Here is a 16,788-nt window from a genome sequence, read left to right as displayed (position 1 = left end):
TTTAAGCTGACTTTTAAGGCGAAGGATTTCTTTCTTTGCTTCGAGCAGTTCATGTTCATCAGAATTGTTGCCTAAAGGCTGTACCGCCTTTAGCCATTTATAAATACTGTGCTGGGATACACCTAAACGCTCTGCAACATCAGTGACAGAATATCCTCGTTCAGTAATCAATTTTACAGCTTCATCTTTAAATTCTGGGGTATAACGTTGTCCACTCATAATGTGTTCTCCTATGCAAAAAGAATAGACCATATTTGTCTAGGAGAGTGGTGGCAGTCCAGGCAAAGGTGAATTCGGTGGAATTGACAATATGTTCAAGCAGCTTGAAAAGCTCAAAAGTCTATCTACTGAAGCACGTTTGCCAATTCTAAAAGGCATGTTCGGGGATGATGCAGAAACTATTCAAGCACTTAACCTGCTGATCGATAAAGGCAAGGCCGGCTATGACGAAACATTGGCAAAAATGAATGCCCAAGCCGACCTGCAGAAACGTGTTAATGAGCAACTCGGTACGTTAAAAAATCTATGGGATGCTGCGTCAGGAACATTCACCAGTGCTATGACAAACTTCGGTGCTGCAATCGCACCTGAGCTGAAACAAGTCGTCACTGGCTTAACGGACATGACCGAAAAATTCGGAGCCTGGTCTAAAGAAAATCCTCAATTATCGAATGCCATTATGAAGACCATTGCCATTATCGTGATCCTTCTTGCTGCATTCAGCGCGCTATCACTGGCACTGGTTACCCTACTCGGTCCAATGGCTTTACTGCGTCTGACTTTTGGCGTACTTGGCGTAAAGGGATTAGGACTCATTAAGATGCTGAGTGGTGTATATGGCGCTTTAAAATGGGTGGGTTCAGGGCTAAAAATCTTATTTGTGCTTGCAAGAGCACATCCAATTATCGCCTTAATTACAGCACTGGCAGTCTTAGCATTTACGGTATATCAAAATTGGAGTGCCATTAAAGAATATTTTGCACCTCTGTTCAATAGTATCGCAGCAAATGCATCACAGCTCTGGCAAAGTATGAAATCATTTTTTAACAGTGGCATTGTAAATATCAGTGCAACTATTGCCAATTGGTCTCTGATCGGACTGTTTTACCGCGCCTTTGCTGCCGTCATGAGTTACTTTGGCGTGCAATTGCCAAGTACATTCACAGGCTTTGGCCAAATGCTCATGCAAGGACTTGCCAACGGCATCAGCAACGGCATTGCGGGTGTCATTGGCAAGGCTAAAGCCGCTGCCGCGCAGGTGACCAATACGGTAAAAGGCGCTTTTGGCATCCACTCCCCTTCCCGTGTTTTTACACAGTTGGGGGCATACAACATGCAAGGCTTGGCAAATGGGATCTCAAATAACAGCCATCTGGCCAGCAACGCAATCGGTACAGCAAGTCAGGATATGTTGGGCTTTTTTGATACCAGTGCTTTCAGTTTTGACCAACGTCCATCTATTTCAGCCAGTACCAAAAATGTCTCTGCAACAGCAGCTCCAGTGCAGCAAATTTTTAATATTTATGCTGCACCGGGTATGGATGGAAATGCATTAGCTCAATTGGTAGCAATGGAGGTGGCCAAAGCGCAGCGCATGCCGCAACCAAGCAACGTCCGCAGCTATAGCGACAACGATTAAGGGAGGCAATCATGTTGATGAGTTTAGGGCAATTCATTTTTAAAACCAGCACACTGGCATTTCAGGAGATCCAGCGGCAGCGATCATGGAGCTATGCCGAAAATGCCGTGGCCAATGGACGTGCGAAAAAACAGTTCACTGGTGCAGGTTCAGACACGGTGACAATGCCTGGTCTCATTTATGAAGAATATGGCTTTGGTACACGCTTTGCGCTGGATGAATTGGCAAGCATGGCCGACACAGGACAAGGCTATGTGTTGATGGATGGTTCAGGTTATTTATACGGTGTTTTTGTCATAGACAGTATCGACGAAACCAAATCCATTTTGATGGACAACGGTGTCCCCCGTAAGGTTGATTACACCCTCAAGCTGAGCCGTGTTGATGATGAACGCATTGAAATGCAATCTGCTCCACAGCAAGAAGGTTCAGCATGATTAAAACGCCTGTATGTGTGATTAGTGCTGACAATAAACCGTTAAATGAGCTTATTTCTAAGCGTATTTTAGGTGTTACCGTGACAGATAATCGCGCCAATGCAGCAGATGAATTGAGTATCGTGCTCGATGACCATGACGGTGCATTACAACTGCCGAAACGTGGTGTACGTCTTAATTGTCTAATGGGTTTTAAAGGTGAAGGCTTACACGATAAAGGTGACTTTATTGTCGATGAGACTGAATGGTCTGGTACACCAGATCAAATCACTATTAAAGCCTCCAGTGCCAATTTTAAGAGCAATATCAAAGAAGCTAAGTCCAAGTCATACCACCGCAAAACCTTTGGGGCTATTGCAACTGAAATTGCTCAAAACCATAAACTGACTTTGGTCATGGCAGCAGCTCTCAAGGCGATTGCTTTAAGCCATATTGACCAAACCAATGAGTCGGATCTCAACCTACTGCAACGACTGGCCAAACAAAATGGTGCGGAAATGGCGGTCAAAAAGGAACGGCTTTTAATCTTCACTGCAGGCAGTGCCAAAACCGCTTCAGGTAAAGATTTACCAACCATTACTTTGACCAGGAATAGTGGAGACCAATTCCGTTACAGTGAACAGGATCGTGAGTCCGATCATACTGGCGTATCAGCCAGTTATCAGGACACAGGCAAAGCCAAACGTGAAAAAGTGGTGACTGGCGATAAAGGCAAAGTGAAACACTTAAAAGGGACGTTTGCCAACAAAGCGGAAGCGGAACGTGCCAGTGCAGCGAAGATGGCTGAAATTAATCGTCAAATGGCGAAATTCAGCATCAATTTGGCTTATGGGCTACCTGAGATCAGTACCGAGTCTCCAATCACACTACAGGGCTTTAAGGCTGAGATAGATAAGCTGAAGTGGATCGTTGAAAAAGCGACCCACAATTACTCAAAAAGTGGCGGATTAACGACTCAATTAGATTTAGAAGCGAATACTAATTAGTTTTAAAGTTTATAGGCAATTTTTTAGAAAGTGCTAAAATTGAAGCAATTCCCCTACCAATAGAAACGATCAAAATAGATGAAATTCCTAAAGCTAGGACACTAATAAAGAAAATAAAATTATATAAACAGCTGTAAGTAGGTATTCCCGGCAACCCAAATAGAGATAAAAATATTAGCAAGGATTTGTTAATAATTAGAATTGCACCAGAAAAAAAATAAACCCTGATTATTATTTTAAAACAACCTCTAATTGAAGATTCACTATAATTTGAAACTAATTTAACTACCCCAGCTTCATCTTCTAGTTTAACTAAAAACCAAGCTCTATCAAAGTCCTCTATGGTCCCAAAAATATTCGGACATTTTTTAGAGATTGCATAATCAAGAAACTTTGCACCAACCCAATCATTACAGGTTACTTGTCGTGCCTTTAAGTCACGTAAAGTGAACTCTATTGAATCATTATTGTAATAATTCTTAATATAGTCATCTAACGCTCTAATCTGTGCTTCATAAAATTTCCTTTTTTTTGCCATCCTAAATGTTTTAGAAAAAAACCAATATAATAAAGGAGTAAAAGGAATTGCTTTAAGTATAATTTCCCACATAGTCACTCATACTGTCTATAAAAATATAAAATACCAATAATCAACAATATAGACATTATTGGTAGTAAAAATTCAAGGTTAGAAAAAGAATTAACATATGCTATAAGATAAATTAAACCAAAAGCCAAACATACAAGAATATCTACCCATAACAGCATTTTTCGCTGATGTTCATATCTATTTTTAATTTGGATAAACGATTTTTGGAACTTCTGTGCCATGCCTTTATGCTTACTATTAAAAAGGCTTTCATGATGATCCATTTCATCTTTGATAGCTTCTAATGTATTATTTTGATTTCTAATCAACATTGCCAAAACAACTGCATAAAATCCGATTGCTAGAATTACTAAAATATTAGTTAAGCTAATTCCATGGAAACTACTCTCATCATTAGCAGCTGCACTGCCAATTTTCAACTTATCTGCAGCTAAAATTACAGAAACAGGAACACCTATTAATTGAGTTTGAATATCCGAAAAAACTTTATTAAGTCTAACGATAAAATCAACTTTTTCTTTCTCAACCTCTTTCCTTATATCATCATATGAGAACTTAGACATATAAATATCCAGTTCATCATTTAAATATGTATACAACCTATTAAAGTCTTGAATAATCTGTGAAAAATCAACCGACTCCATATCTTTAAAAAAATTAATCAGCCCCTTTTTCAATATTTTTTCTTTTTCTTTTGAACTAATTCCTTGACTAGACTCATCGACTAAAAATTTAGATAAAAAGATATCTATATCATTTAGTTTCATAATATCAACATCAGTATAGATATCAGAAATAATAAGTTTTTTGCTCCCTAAAAAGATTAAACTAACGTTCCCCAAATCATTAGTTATATGATCTGCTTTCTTTTCAAAAAACTCATATAATTTAATAATATTAAGATAGTCATTAAAGTAATCATTTATTTCATCAGAATAGTAGGCTTGTTTGGGTTCTACTAAATATAAGTTATCTGGAACCTTCCTTCTATTTATGGGAGTAGAAAGAAATTTTTCAAAATTCTTATATATTTCACCAGTCTTTTTAAACGAAATTTTGTTTTTAGGGAAAAACTCTGGGTCTAAAAACTCATTAGAACGCTTTAATGAGTTAAGCTCATCTTTAATAAAATTATAATCATCTTGGCTTTTAGCGTAGCCAAATACCAACCTGTCTTGCATAACCAAGCGGTCTAACATTTGGCATATTGTAGCTATCTTTTGGATAAATAGCTTATTGCTAATTTCATGATCAATCATGATATTTCACTAAGTACCAAGGTAATTCTTAATTTTATTATGCAAACTATCTGGCACACCAGTTAAAGTTAATTTTCTGTTAACTTCATCATAAAAAACTGAAGTATCGATTGCCTGAACAGGAAAGCTGACGGAAGCTTTATCAATTTTTCCAGTTATTCGTTCCATTTCTCGAACTTTCGCTGGGTTTGGGTTGAATGTTTCATCAATCTGAATATTTTTTTCTCTAATATAGCTTAAAAATTCATTTCCCTCGCTATCTTCAGCAGTAGAGGAAATTAGCTCAGTAATATTTTTTAAACTAACACATTCCCTACTTTCAACTTTCCGAACCAAATAGTCATGTAATACTTCCCTTTTTTCAAAAAGATACTGCATACGGAGTGTATCTGTAGCAAAATCTTTTTGGGCAACAAATGAATCTAATGCTTTAATTAATTTTTTTGTATTAGGTGTAGATTCAGAATAGTTTGCACAACCTAACGCATTTCTGAAATAGCGGGTTACATCATCATCACTACCTCTTTTCTTTACGAATAATAGGCAGTGTAAAGGTTCTTGATCTTCTTGATCTTCTTGATCTTCTTGATCTTCTTGATCTTCTTGATCTTCTTGATCTTCTTGATCTTCTTGTCTATTGTCACTCCAAATTTTCATATCTAATCTTGCTGCTTCATGGAAATTATCCATGTTGAATGTTTCAGCAGAAAATATTTCTAAATCATCTTCATTAACTCCATAACGCGTTTCTAATTTCAGCATCACAATTAACAAGAAGTCTGTAATGTCACGATAATGAATCAGTAAGACATATCCCCCCGTAGCTTTATTGGAATCTTTTATTTTTTCAACAATTTGGACAAGAACATCTTTAGAAAAAGCATAAAATTTTTGTGAGTGCTCTTCCTGCTCTTCCTGCTCTTCCTGCTCTTCCTGCTCTTCCTGCTCTTCTTGCTCTTCTTGCTCTTCTTGCTCTTCTTGCTCAAAAGTATGCCAAGCTATTAATTTTTGGTGAAAAATATTCAAATTGGGTTCTTTAAGGTCTCCCCATGTATTAGCTTGATTAGCATATGCTTCAATTAAAGACTCAGTAAAACTTATTAACAAAGAATTTGTAGGAAGGAAACAATTGTTCCTATAAGTGGGCACTGCAACATTAGAATCTTTTGCTTTTTTAACACTATGCATAACTGCATTCAAAATTTCAACTGACATGCCCCTACCCTAAAATATTAAATTTATTGAGAATTATTCTATAATAATACCATTTTAACAAAGCTATTTAAACAGCAAAGTTAAGCAACGCGACAAATCTCTTCGCACAAAAAAGCCCAGTATTTATACTGGGCTTTTTATTACTTTATTTTTTTTCGCTATTAGAGCTCTTACTAACAGGATTAGCACTTTTAATAATTTCAGCTGTTGCCTTTACAAGATCGATACTTGAGCTCATTTGCTCTTGAACCAAATTACCAATTTTTTCATTGTATGTTCTATCTAATTCTTTACCAAAATATTTTAAAGCTAGTTCCTTTCTTAATTCTTCTGCAGTTTCCTTAGTCACCAATGAAATATAATCTGGAAAAGCCTCCAACTCTAACTTAGTCTGTTTAGCTTGCTCATACTTGTTTTGATAATAAATTGATAGTTTTAAAAAGTATGTTGTTAGAGTAATCCCTACAACAATGATTGAAATTTTAAATAAAATATACTTCAAAACTTTATCATTAAAATTTAATGCTTGACCATTCGCTAAGTTAACAGGCGAATTAACCTTGAAAAAAGTATTAGTAATTTCCAAATAATTCATATATAAACTTTTCAAGGGATCATATGAAATTGCAAAAAAAAGTGTCATAAAAATTGAAGCTAAAAATAAAAACCTATACAATCTGAAATATTTTTTATTTTCTGCTTCTACATCATCATATAAATCAGTAACTTTTTTATTTGAAACAGTATTTGACAACACTATATTTTCTTCTTTTAATTTTTTATTATCATTAAGAAGATTAATATTATCATTTCTAATTCTATCATTTTCTTTCTTTTGTAAAACCATAGAGTAATATGATTCTAAACGCTTATTATTCCTATCTACAAATAATCTAAAATTATCAAAAAACTTATTAAACCTATCATAATCATTACTTGAATAAAATTCCGTTGAGAACTTATTATCATGATGTCTGTCAAAATCTTCAGATTCAATTGAATCAATTTCAATAATTATTTCATCTAACTTAATAATTAAATAATCCTGAAGAAAAAGGTTGCTCTTTAATTCATGGTTATTTATGTTGTTTTTTAAAGTGTAAACCATATTCAATAAGGTACTATCATTATTAAAAAACTCTGCACAATTGTTTAAAAAATCTATACATGTGTTTATTTTATCGTTAATAACACTAATATTCTCATCTGAACTCATACATTCCTCTTTTCTGCCCCCATGCATCGACTCAACATGACCCGATCCATTAGCTCACAATGAGCCAAAGCATTGTATCAAAAAGAGCTTTTCTTCTATATATAAATAGAATAAAGAATAGAGTTATAAAAGAATGATCAAAGTTAAAAATAGTTGACTAAAAAAATATTTAAATTATATTGTCCATATCACAGCAAAATCTGTGATCAGGCGTAGGAACCTGCATTATCATCAAAGAGCGCAAATCAAAGTCGCTTATGCGACATTTTTTTTGCCTACTGTTTAGCAGTCGTTATGGCAGGCTAGACAGGGCAGCTTCGTGCTGGCCGTGCATCTTTGAGCGGTATTCCTACACCCTGTTTAGTCTGTCACCATCCCGTAGGAAGGATGTTGATGGGTTTTTAAAACTGATCAAAGAGAAAACGACTATGAACACTCAAAATAAAAGTGTGCATTCAGCACCTGTACGCCTCGACACCCTCTGTCTACAACGCTTACAAGCATCTAACTTTGCTCAACCCCAAATTCATAAACAAATTTTAAATTTCATTCGCCTACGTTTCACACGTTAAGGGGAATCGTATGCCTAAAATTTATATCAACACTGAACTCGGTACAGAAAAACGCTGCACTCTTTGTGGCGACTACTACCCTCTCGACACAGACTTCTTCTATAAAAATGGTATTTGGCGTGGCAAAACACAATGGCGATCACATTGTAAAGCTTGTTTCACTGAAACCTATCGGGGAGAAAAATAATGAAAAATATCCTCCTTCAACACAAAGAATATCCACTCATTGCCTCCCCTCAGCTCGCTAAAGAGCTGGGGACTGCAGCAGCCACGTTCTTGCAGAAATTGCACTTCCTCATCAGCGAAAATCGGAAGTACAAACAAAAGAAAAACCTCACTGTCCACCTAAACCGTAAGTGGTGGTTTCACACCTTTGAAGAATGGCAGTCAACACTGGGTTTATTCAGTGTTTCGACAATCAAAAGAGCTGTGGCCAAACTCAAGGAACTTGGCTTAATCGAGATCAATAAGCTCTCAAAAATTAAGTCTATGCGGGTGAATTATTACACCATCAACTATAAAAAATTAAAGCAACTCTTTGGCATATCCGCTGGCGCTGCAAAGCCTCAGCCAGCACCCAAACCTGTGTCCGAAATAATTCAGGGTACTGAAGCCCCTATTCATACGGAAGCCGCAGCAGAGGATATTGCCACAATTCCTCGTGAACACCGTGCGCTATACAGACAGCTGCGCCAGTATAAATTGGACATCGCACATGATGACCCACGCCTGTTCTATTGGGAAAAAGTATCCAGAACCGTACTCGCCTACACCGCATCCGCACCCAACCGGCTCAATCTAAATAAATGGCAGTGGCATTCACCAGAACAGATCCTGCCGGCAGAGCTTATAAGGATATAAAAATGAACATAGAAAAATACATTATTCGCGTTCAAGAACCGCAAACAAAAAAGCGTAAGTTCTTTATCAGCTCCAAGCAGCTGTACCGTATGTTGCAGACAGATGTTTCTTATAAAACTTTTGTAGAAACCAATATTACCTGGTCGCGCCTGCGGGAAAACATTGACTATCACTTCAATGCGCAGCATGACACCTACAACCTTTCAATTTGCGCTGTTCAAGCTATTTTGATTTTAGAAAATACAGAAAAAAGCTGGCAGTTCTTCAATGAACTGACTGACCTGATAAATAACGGTTTTAACCGTTCCTAGGGGAATAATATGGATATCCAAGCAAGATTATCATTATTAGATCAGCACTTATCTTTACTCATTGAGTCTACGGAAAGCTGTGAATCTTTAACTGGAGAGTCGGTGGCCGCAACCTTATTTATTATTCAAGAACAGGTACAGCAGATTCAGAAGGCTGTAGATAAAGAGTAATAAAAAGCCCTCTTAAGAGGGCTTTTTTCATTCTTTTACAAATACAGCTGGAATATTAGGCATCCCACACCATTCAGCAATGCTGTTATATCGTCTTCCTAAACTTTTGATCAGATCCAGCGCTTTGCCACCTTTCTTAGCTAAAGTATTTGCTTCTGTACCAACTTCATTAGCATCTTTTAAAAACTTAGCAAGTTTCTTCATACCATTTGAGTCTTTAATTTCCTCTGGTTGATCAGCGTTTCTATTAACTTCTAATGCATTCTGAATTGTGGCAAGTCTATTCTTCAAAGCTTCACTATCCGAAAGATCAATCAACTCCTCAAGTTCATCATTAGATTTAGATAACTCAGCCTTGTAATTGATAACGGTAGATTGCGAGTTATTTAATTGGTTAATAATCGTAACTGGAGGATGAACAACTGGAGAAAGTGCCTTATCTATGATCGCTTCCAAACTCAGTATTCGTCCATGTTGTAAAGCAATAATTTCTTTTTGAGAATCTATCTGAAACTTAAATAAATTAAGCTGATTTTTTAACTCTAATGTTTTGATAGGAGATAAATAAAACTCATCTACACTTTCTTGCCCTTTAAGTACCAACTCATATTCATGTAATGCTTTTTCTAAAGTTTCAATATTTCCATCTTCAGTTTCTATGATCATTCGTACGGTTAAATCATGTTGCTCAATTTTAACTGTTGCATTTTGTTCGGGATATTTTTCTTTCAGTACAGAACCGAAATAAGTAAGAATTGCTAAACCAGCTTGATAATATTCTGGTTCAAAAGTTATACATCTATCCATTTTAATATTATTATCAATTTTTAAATTTTCACTCTCAATATTAATAATATTTAATTCCGTTTTTTCTAACTTAACACCTAAAATTAAAAAAGGATGTTCAAATTTTAGAGGAGAAACTTTATCCAAACTATTTTTTATAAATTTTAAACTTCTACTTCTAGTAAAGTGACTATCAAAATTAGAATTTTTCCCTGCCAATTGATTTAAAAAACTCTGTTGAGAAATATCAATAACTAAAAGTATTGGTACAGATATATTTGCTAATTTATTAGCTGATTCAATATCACGATAAATCCATGACATTAATATAGATGAAGCAGCTGAGGTAGTAATTTTAATATAACAAGATTCTTTCATTAACCCTAAAAATTGTACCCTCTCATTTTTAAAAGGGGTATGCAAATTATTTTCATTCCAATGTATCCTCTCAAATTCATCAATTAAACTTTGTCTAATAAATCCAAGAACGTTAAAATTTGAATTTGCTCCGTCTTGTAAATTACTAGATTTATATTCTTTGTATAATTTTTCAGAAACAATTTCTAGAGTTGCCTTTATATCATCTAATAAATCTGAATGATTTTTATTAAAAATTTCCCAACCTCCTAAATAGCTCATAACATCATTTATATACATAAAAAAACTCACAAATCTAAATTTCATAACTTATAGCATTTTTATTTTTTTTATAAAAGCTTAGAGTAAATGAGCTGTTACTCATTCACTCTCTTGGTTACTTCTTCCCAAAACTCTCTGCAAAATTACGCACTAAAGTCATTAACGTCTGACGCTGCTCAGGATCAACCTGATCCCAATATTTTAGTAACTCTTTAGCTTCATCAGAAAGTAAATCATGTTGAGTACGTTCACCAGTAATCAAATACCAAACGTCCACACCGGCTTTATGCAGTGCTTCTAAATCTTCCTGTCCCATAACGCGCTCGCCTTTCTCGTAGCGCATTACAGCCATATTTTTCTTACCAAATAACGCAGCAAAATCTTTTTGCGAAAGATTTAAGCGTGATCGTTCCTGACGAAGGCGTTCGCCTCTTTGATCGTTATTCTCATTTACCATTTGGGATAAATCCATATATTAATTATCCCAATTGGGATAATATTGCTTTGCTTATTTACCATTTTAACAAAGTTCTCTATTCACCACAGTTTAATAACTGTGGACTCAAAAGGAAACAAACATGGCTACTCAAGAGTCTCAAAAAGAAGTACAGATCAGCTTTCGCACTACACCAGAAAATCGTCGTCTCGCTCGTATCGAAGCAGCAAAGCTCAACATGTCACTGAACGAATGGATTAAAAGCCTTGTTGAAGCTGAACTAGAAACTTCACCTCAAGAAACAAAATCATCATAAGGCACACCTTTTGAGCCACTCACAGATTTACGGGGTTCTGTTTACAGATTTTTACAATTCTGTGTAAAGCAAGAAATATTAAGTACTTGGTGTCGGGAGCAACAACTACTTAATTCAAATCAGAGGTAATGATGAGTAAATCAATTGGTTTCTACTGCCCGCACTGTGGAAGACGTATGTATGTATCTAGTCGTAAAAAGCCTTCTCCTCTTTTACACGAACTGATTGTGAGCTGTCAGAACGACCAGTGCCTTGCCAGCTTCGCAGCCAGTCTAGAAATGGTTCGTCCCATTCAAAACAGCATCAATCCAAACATCGAAGTTCAAACCGGGTTACCGCAACACAAACGTCAGTGGGAAGTAGAACTAGAACATCACCTGTCCAGTTTAGAAACGATGACTGTGATCGACAAACAACAAGAGAACTATGTTGAAGGCTTTATCTCTGCCTTATTCCACTCATCCACGATTGATTTGACCAAGGCCAGTGTCTACCGCAATCGGCTTAAACAAATCAGACTCTTATAAGGCGTAGATATGTATCACCTACAGCAACGGATAGATGACCGACTCAACCAGTTATTCCATTTTAAGAAAAAAGGTGAATGGTATCGAGAAGGCGTATGTCCAAAATGTAAAGAAAAAGAACTCTATACACACGCCATCACCCCACGCATGGTGAAGTGTGGTCGTATCAATAAATGTGGCTATGAGGAGCATGTCAAAGAGATCTGTGAGGAGCTTTTTAAAGACTGGTCTGAATATCATCCACAAACAACAGCAAACCCACATGCTGCAGCGGACGCCTACCTCAAAGAAGGCCGTGGTTTTGATCTATCAAAGCTCAAGGCACTGTATACCCAAGAGCTTTATCGCTCACCTAAAAACAGAAGCCTCGTTACAGCGACCGTTCGCTTTAAATTGGCTGAAAGCATTTATTGGGAACGTCTGATCGACCGTCCTGAACGCTTCGATCGTATGAAGGCAAACTTCATAGGAAAGTGGTCTGGCCTTGCTTGGACAGTGCATGATTTAGATACTCTGTGTAATGCAGGCAGCATTTGGATTACTGAAGGTATCTTTAATTCAATCGCGCTTAGTCAGTCTGAAGTGATCAGCATGAGTAATATGAACAGTGGGAATTACCCTGCTGTTCTCTTGGAGCAAATTAAGAACCGCTGTCATGAACTTAATAAATGCAGACCGCGTTTAGTTTGGGCTTTAGACAATGATCCTGCAGGAAAAAAGTATCTAGCGAAACACCATAAACGCGCAACGGATGAAGGTTGGATTTCTACAGCTGCCTTACCGCCTGGCAAGCTGGACTGGAATGATCTGTTTCAGCACGACAAGCTTACAAAAAAAGACCAGGAAAAATACCTCCATTACGGAAAGCTGGAAATTGCAGAAACGCCTGAAGAAACAGGCCTGCTGATTTATAATTTTTACGGTAGCAGTTTAAGCCAGTTTTTCTTTAACCACCGCTTCCGCACCTATTGGTGGGAACTGGATTATGAAAAATACAACAAAGCCGTTCAGTATGTTGAAGAATCCCAAAGCTCGATGCTCACAGAAGAAGAAGTCCGCATTCAGGCATTAAAAACCTGCTCTTCCGCCAAGGAAATATGCAACGCGCAGCTAGAACCGCTGTATTTCCAACGCAATGAAATTACTGATGAATCATGGTACTACTTTCATATTCAGTCACCGTGGAGCGCTGTAAAAACTACATTTACTGCAGAGCAGTTGTCATCGCGCAGTAAATTCAAACCGCGTGTTATGGCTGTTCTCTCAGGAGCAATCTGGACAGGAAATGACAGCCAGCTTGAAACTTTCATCAAGCGGAAAACTGAGCGCTTACGCGAAGTTAAAACCATCGACTTTATTGGCTACTCCAAAGAATACCAAGCCTATATTTTTGATCAGTACGCTGTGCATAAAGGTCAAATTATCCACAAAAATGAGCACGATTTCTTTAAGGCCGGTAATAAGGAAATTAAAACCCTAGCGGCTTCCCCAATTATCAGCCTAAATGCAAAACAGGAATTTAAGCCGGTATGGTGGAAAGACTTTTATTCACTGCAGGGAGAAAAAGGACTCATTTTACTGGCATGGTGGACAGGCACTTATTTTGCGGAACAGATCCGGGCAATCAATTCATCATATCCATTCTTTGAATTTGTCGGCCAAGCCGGCTCAGGGAAATCCACTCTGATTGAATTCCTGTGGAAACTCAGTGGCCGTGAAGCCTATGAAGGCTTCGATCCAAACAAATCAACCAATGTGGCGATTTACCGCAACTTTGCCCAAACCTCTAACATGCCCATCGTACTGATTGAGGGTGACCGTAACGACCAGGCTGGATCTCAAAAAGCAAAGTTCAGTTGGGACGAATTAAAAGATGCTTATAACGGTCGAGCGATTCGCTCTAAAGGCTTAAAAACCGCAGGCAATGAAACCTATGAGCCGCCTTTTCGTGCTGCGGTGATGATTAGCCAAAACACCCCGATTCAAGCATCTGAAGCGGTGTTATCTCGTACGTTGCATATTTCTGTAGACACTAAAAATCACAGCTTAGAGAAAAAGCACGTTGCAACCCGACTGACACAGATGAGTTTAGAAGATGCATGTAAATACATGACCTTTTGCTTAAAGAATGAAGAAAGCATCCTCAGAACTTATACCGAAAAACATAAAGAAATTGAAATTGAGCTGCATCAAAAAGGCATTACCAATACCCGTATCGCCCTCTGTCATGCCCAAGTGTCGGCCATGATTGATGCCATTGCGGAGCACGTCTTTAAAGATGCAATCGATTTATCTGACATTTGTGATGCCAAAAGATATTTAGAGGGTATGGCCATGCGACGTATTGAAGAAATTGCAGCAGATCATCCATTTGTTCAACAGTTTTGGGATGCCTTTGAATATCTCAATAGTATTCGTGGTACCAGCTTCCAATTGAACCATTACGCAACTACAGATTCGCAGATCGCCATCAATCTGAATGAAGTATACAAAGTTGCTGCACGTAATTATCAGGCACTACCTGAGATCAATGAAATGCGGAATTTATTAAAAACAAGTAAGCGCTACAAATTCATTGAGGCAAACAAAACAGTTCGTTCATCACACCAACCCGCAGATGAAAACAATGTTATTCAAGGTTATGGCAATCAACCAAGTATTAAAGAAGACCGTATCGTCAAATGCTGGATTTTCTCTAACCCTTATCAAACAAAGGCTGCAGGTGGAAAAAAGTGAATATGACCGAAGTAACAATTTTATTAAGCACTTCAAGCTTTTGTGGTGCTGTCTATTTTTTGACTGAAACAGTTAAGTAAAGAGGGAAACTATAATGAAAGAATCTTCATGTACGATCGTAAAATGGTACTCAATGAGACAAGTGGCTGCTGAGTTAGGTATGGCAGTCAATACATTTAAGAAACACTATTTGGAAAAATACCCACCTGATCGATCATCAGATAAGTATAAAGGATGGACCGAAACGTCCTTAAATAAGATCAAAAAAGAAATAGGCGCTATTTAAGCGCCTTTTTTAATTTTTGAGTGAAATTCGTGAAAAAGTAACCAATCATTTGTCGATTTTGCAGCACCATTAGCACCACCAAATAACTTAGAACCATCGTATCCATAGGAAGAGCAATAATGTAGAACATCTAAAGCCGCTTCTATATCAACATTAACTTTCAACAAGATTCCTGATTTATTGGTATCAGCTAAAATTTTTTCAATTGTCTTAGGCTGATAATTCATAAAAGTTATCGGACTCTCAAACTCTTTAACTATTGTAAAGCAACCAGATTGCCTACTAATATGTTTATTATGGCTTGAGGGAACATCTAGAAGTTTTAAATAATCAAAGTACTTCATATTATCAACATAAAAAATCCACAACGAAAATGAATCTATTAAGTTTTCATCATTATTAACATACTCTTTCATACCATCAATAGCAGCAAAATATAATGAAACTAAGGGTTGATAACTCCAATCTAATAGCCTAGTCGGTACTCCATGATGCTGCGCGAAAGCTAATAGTTCGTAATCATTTTCATCAAATTTCACTTCTTGTTCTTCTTTTATACATCTAGAATAAGTTTCTTGACGAGTAACTCTGTGTTTTAGCGAATCCCCAGGAATGCTGATTTCACTCGCATCACAAAAATATTCAAAATGATTTATAATTGTCTTTTCTTTGTGAAGAAAATGACTAAATAAATTTTCCTTATTCACACGAAATAAACTTGGTGTAAGCTTCCAGCGAGAATCACCTTGGCCTCTAAATACACACACATTAGTCCTATTTTCTAAAGCCAATGGCTCATCATTCCAGTGCATTAAATCTAAGTAATTTGATTGATCTGGACGAATTAATTCAATTAAATCCTCTATTTTATCAATATAAGTTTCAATAAAACCGCTTTGTTTTTTAACTGTATATTTAGACTTATCAAACATTTTAATTCATCCACTTATAAACTTCATTTGCATACCAATTCATCAATTCAACACGCTCTGGCCAGTATTCAGCTCTGTTATAAATCTTGCTCGTTTTATCTGCTTTTGTCGTTTTATTCACATGCGCAATTTGATAATCAATTACTTCAGTTCTAAACAGCTTACTTTCATTTGCATAAGTAGAAAATAACGACCTGAATCCATGTGTGACCATCTCATTTGCATATCCGTTTCGTTTAATGACAGCCAAGGGAGTTTCAGAAGTCATATGCTTCCAAGGTTCACGTGTATGTTTAAAGATAAAGCCGTCATCACTCCTAGTGTGAAATAATGCCATGAATAGATCATAGACTTGAGGTGATAAAGGAACCATTAATTCCTTTCGGCGTTTCATACGATATGCGGGAATTAGCCACACTTTGTTTTCAAAATCAATTTCACCTGAATCCCATCGCGCTTTTAAAAGCTCACTGATTCGAGTGCCAGTAAAGCAGGCCAGTTTTAAGACAACTTTAGTGATGGGAAACGCATTACATTGTTCTAAACGTCTAAAAAATTCAGGCATTTCACTTGCCGGTAAACATGGATAGCTTTGAACCTCATGCTCAGGAATAAGCTCCCCGACTAAGATACAAGGGTTCTTTTCTGTATATCCTGATGCGATCGCAAAATTAAAAACTGCATTGAGTAGGCGCAGACAACGTGTGGCCGTTTCGAGTGTTCCTTTGGCCACTATTTCTTTCACTTTTGATGAAACCTGAAAACGAGTGATTTCATCTAAAGGCAGCTCTAAAAAATCTGCTGTAATGTAGTCCAAACGGTATTTAACCGTGCTGATATATTTTTCACTAGA

At 36.9% G+C, this 16,788-nt stretch carries 20 protein-coding genes; 11 read left to right on the top strand and 9 right to left on the bottom strand.

The window, feature by feature from the left end:
* Nucleotides 1-219, bottom strand: a 219-nt coding sequence (locus AZH43_RS02370) for a transposase (protein ID WP_067666238.1), incomplete at its 3' end; no start/stop codon positions are given.
* Nucleotides 220-310: 91 nt separating this feature from the next.
* Between AZH43_RS02370 and AZH43_RS02365 the strand changes: the two genes are divergently transcribed.
* Genes AZH43_RS02365 through AZH43_RS02355 form a run of 3 tightly spaced genes read left to right on the top strand, consistent with a single transcriptional unit; the run spans nucleotide 311 to nucleotide 3,062 of the window.
* A complete protein-coding gene (locus AZH43_RS02365) occupies nucleotides 311-1,639 on the top strand; it encodes a phage tail tape measure protein (RefSeq protein ID WP_264753339.1) in 1,329 nt (442 codons plus the stop codon).
* Between the two features lie 11 nt (nucleotides 1,640-1,650).
* Nucleotides 1,651-2,076: a phage tail protein gene (locus tag AZH43_RS02360; protein ID WP_004984381.1), complete on the top strand. Its 426-nt coding sequence runs from the start codon at nucleotides 1,651-1,653 to the stop codon at nucleotides 2,074-2,076.
* A complete protein-coding gene (locus tag AZH43_RS02355) occupies nucleotides 2,073-3,062 on the top strand; it encodes a contractile injection system protein, VgrG/Pvc8 family (RefSeq protein ID WP_067666236.1) in 990 nt (329 codons plus the stop codon). The genes AZH43_RS02360 and AZH43_RS02355 overlap by 4 nt, the downstream gene beginning before the upstream one ends.
* Here the strand turns inward: AZH43_RS02355 and AZH43_RS02350 are convergent.
* From AZH43_RS02350 to AZH43_RS18325, 4 genes are all read right to left on the bottom strand, one after another.
* Nucleotides 3,055-3,672: a hypothetical protein gene (locus AZH43_RS02350; protein ID WP_081406752.1), complete on the bottom strand. Its 618-nt coding sequence runs from the start codon at nucleotides 3,670-3,672 to the stop codon at nucleotides 3,055-3,057. The two genes, AZH43_RS02355 and AZH43_RS02350, sit on opposite strands and share 8 nt — an antisense overlap.
* A 2-nt stretch (nucleotides 3,673-3,674) precedes the next feature.
* Nucleotides 3,675-4,931 (bottom strand): hypothetical protein, encoded by a 1,257-nt coding sequence (locus AZH43_RS02345; RefSeq protein ID WP_067666234.1) that lies wholly within the window; start codon nucleotides 4,929-4,931, stop codon nucleotides 3,675-3,677.
* Between the two features lie 9 nt (nucleotides 4,932-4,940).
* On the bottom strand, nucleotides 4,941-6,146 hold the full coding sequence (locus tag AZH43_RS02340; protein ID WP_067666232.1) for a nucleoid-associated protein: 1,206 nt from the start codon (nucleotides 6,144-6,146) through the stop codon (nucleotides 4,941-4,943).
* A gap of 145 nt (nucleotides 6,147-6,291) precedes the next feature.
* Nucleotides 6,292-7,362, bottom strand: a complete 1,071-nt coding sequence (locus AZH43_RS18325; RefSeq protein WP_131796921.1) for a hypothetical protein — start codon at nucleotides 7,360-7,362, stop codon at nucleotides 6,292-6,294.
* Nucleotides 7,363-7,944: 582 nt separating this feature from the next.
* Between AZH43_RS18325 and AZH43_RS18630 the strand changes: the two genes are divergently transcribed.
* Genes AZH43_RS18630 through AZH43_RS18625 form a run of 4 tightly spaced genes read left to right on the top strand, consistent with a single transcriptional unit; the run spans nucleotide 7,945 to nucleotide 9,277 of the window.
* Nucleotides 7,945-8,121, top strand: coding sequence for a hypothetical protein (locus AZH43_RS18630; RefSeq protein ID WP_004984352.1), 177 nt, complete (start codon nucleotides 7,945-7,947; stop codon nucleotides 8,119-8,121).
* Nucleotides 8,121-8,795 carry a hypothetical protein gene (locus AZH43_RS02330; RefSeq protein WP_067666230.1) on the top strand — a complete coding sequence of 225 codons (675 nt, stop codon included), beginning with the start codon at nucleotides 8,121-8,123 and terminating at the stop codon, nucleotides 8,793-8,795. The genes AZH43_RS18630 and AZH43_RS02330 overlap by 1 nt, the downstream gene beginning before the upstream one ends.
* Nucleotides 8,796-8,797: 2 nt before the next feature.
* Entirely contained in the window at nucleotides 8,798-9,106 is a 309-nt protein-coding gene (locus AZH43_RS02325; protein ID WP_067666227.1) for a hypothetical protein, read from the top strand.
* Between the two features lie 9 nt (nucleotides 9,107-9,115).
* Nucleotides 9,116-9,277, top strand: coding sequence for a hypothetical protein (locus AZH43_RS18625; RefSeq protein WP_162840073.1), 162 nt, complete (start codon nucleotides 9,116-9,118; stop codon nucleotides 9,275-9,277).
* 27 nt (nucleotides 9,278-9,304) lie between these two features.
* Here the strand turns inward: AZH43_RS18625 and AZH43_RS02320 are convergent, their stop codons facing one another.
* A complete protein-coding gene (locus tag AZH43_RS02320) occupies nucleotides 9,305-10,720 on the bottom strand; it encodes a hypothetical protein (protein WP_067666243.1) in 1,416 nt (471 codons plus the stop codon).
* Nucleotides 10,721-10,817: 97 nt separating this feature from the next.
* Nucleotides 10,818-11,174 carry a helix-turn-helix domain-containing protein gene (locus AZH43_RS02315; RefSeq protein ID WP_067666226.1) on the bottom strand — a complete coding sequence of 119 codons (357 nt, stop codon included), beginning with the start codon at nucleotides 11,172-11,174 and terminating at the stop codon, nucleotides 10,818-10,820.
* Between the two features lie 106 nt (nucleotides 11,175-11,280).
* Between AZH43_RS02315 and AZH43_RS18320 the strand changes: the two genes are divergently transcribed.
* The 4 genes from AZH43_RS18320 (at nucleotide 11,281) to AZH43_RS02300 (ending at nucleotide 15,003) form a co-directional block, all read left to right on the top strand.
* Nucleotides 11,281-11,454 (top strand): toxin-antitoxin system HicB family antitoxin, encoded by a 174-nt coding sequence (locus AZH43_RS18320; RefSeq protein ID WP_004984342.1) that lies wholly within the window; start codon nucleotides 11,281-11,283, stop codon nucleotides 11,452-11,454.
* Nucleotides 11,455-11,582: 128 nt separating this feature from the next.
* Nucleotides 11,583-11,981 (top strand): ogr/Delta-like zinc finger family protein, encoded by a 399-nt coding sequence (locus AZH43_RS02310; protein ID WP_228267820.1) that lies wholly within the window; start codon nucleotides 11,583-11,585, stop codon nucleotides 11,979-11,981.
* 9 nt (nucleotides 11,982-11,990) lie between these two features.
* Nucleotides 11,991-14,717, top strand: coding sequence for a toprim domain-containing protein (locus AZH43_RS02305; protein WP_067666224.1), 2,727 nt, complete (start codon nucleotides 11,991-11,993; stop codon nucleotides 14,715-14,717).
* Between the two features lie 94 nt (nucleotides 14,718-14,811).
* Nucleotides 14,812-15,003, top strand: a complete 192-nt coding sequence (locus tag AZH43_RS02300; RefSeq protein WP_067666219.1) for a hypothetical protein — start codon at nucleotides 14,812-14,814, stop codon at nucleotides 15,001-15,003.
* Here AZH43_RS02300 and AZH43_RS02295 read toward each other — a convergent pair.
* Complete coding sequence (locus tag AZH43_RS02295; RefSeq protein ID WP_067666217.1) at nucleotides 15,000-15,935, bottom strand: FRG domain-containing protein; 936 nt, start codon at nucleotides 15,933-15,935, stop codon at nucleotides 15,000-15,002. The two genes, AZH43_RS02300 and AZH43_RS02295, sit on opposite strands and share 4 nt — an antisense overlap.
* 1 nt (nucleotide 15,936) lies before the next feature.
* On the bottom strand, nucleotides 15,937-16,788 hold an 852-nt coding region (locus tag AZH43_RS02290; protein WP_067666215.1), incomplete at its 5' end, for a tyrosine-type recombinase/integrase.

Source organism: Acinetobacter pragensis (genome assembly GCF_001605895.1).
Taxonomy (GTDB): Bacteria; Pseudomonadota; Gammaproteobacteria; order Pseudomonadales; family Moraxellaceae; genus Acinetobacter; species Acinetobacter pragensis.
The sequence above is the reverse complement of the archived record's forward strand: the minus strand, read 5'-3'. Positions and strand labels throughout refer to the sequence as shown.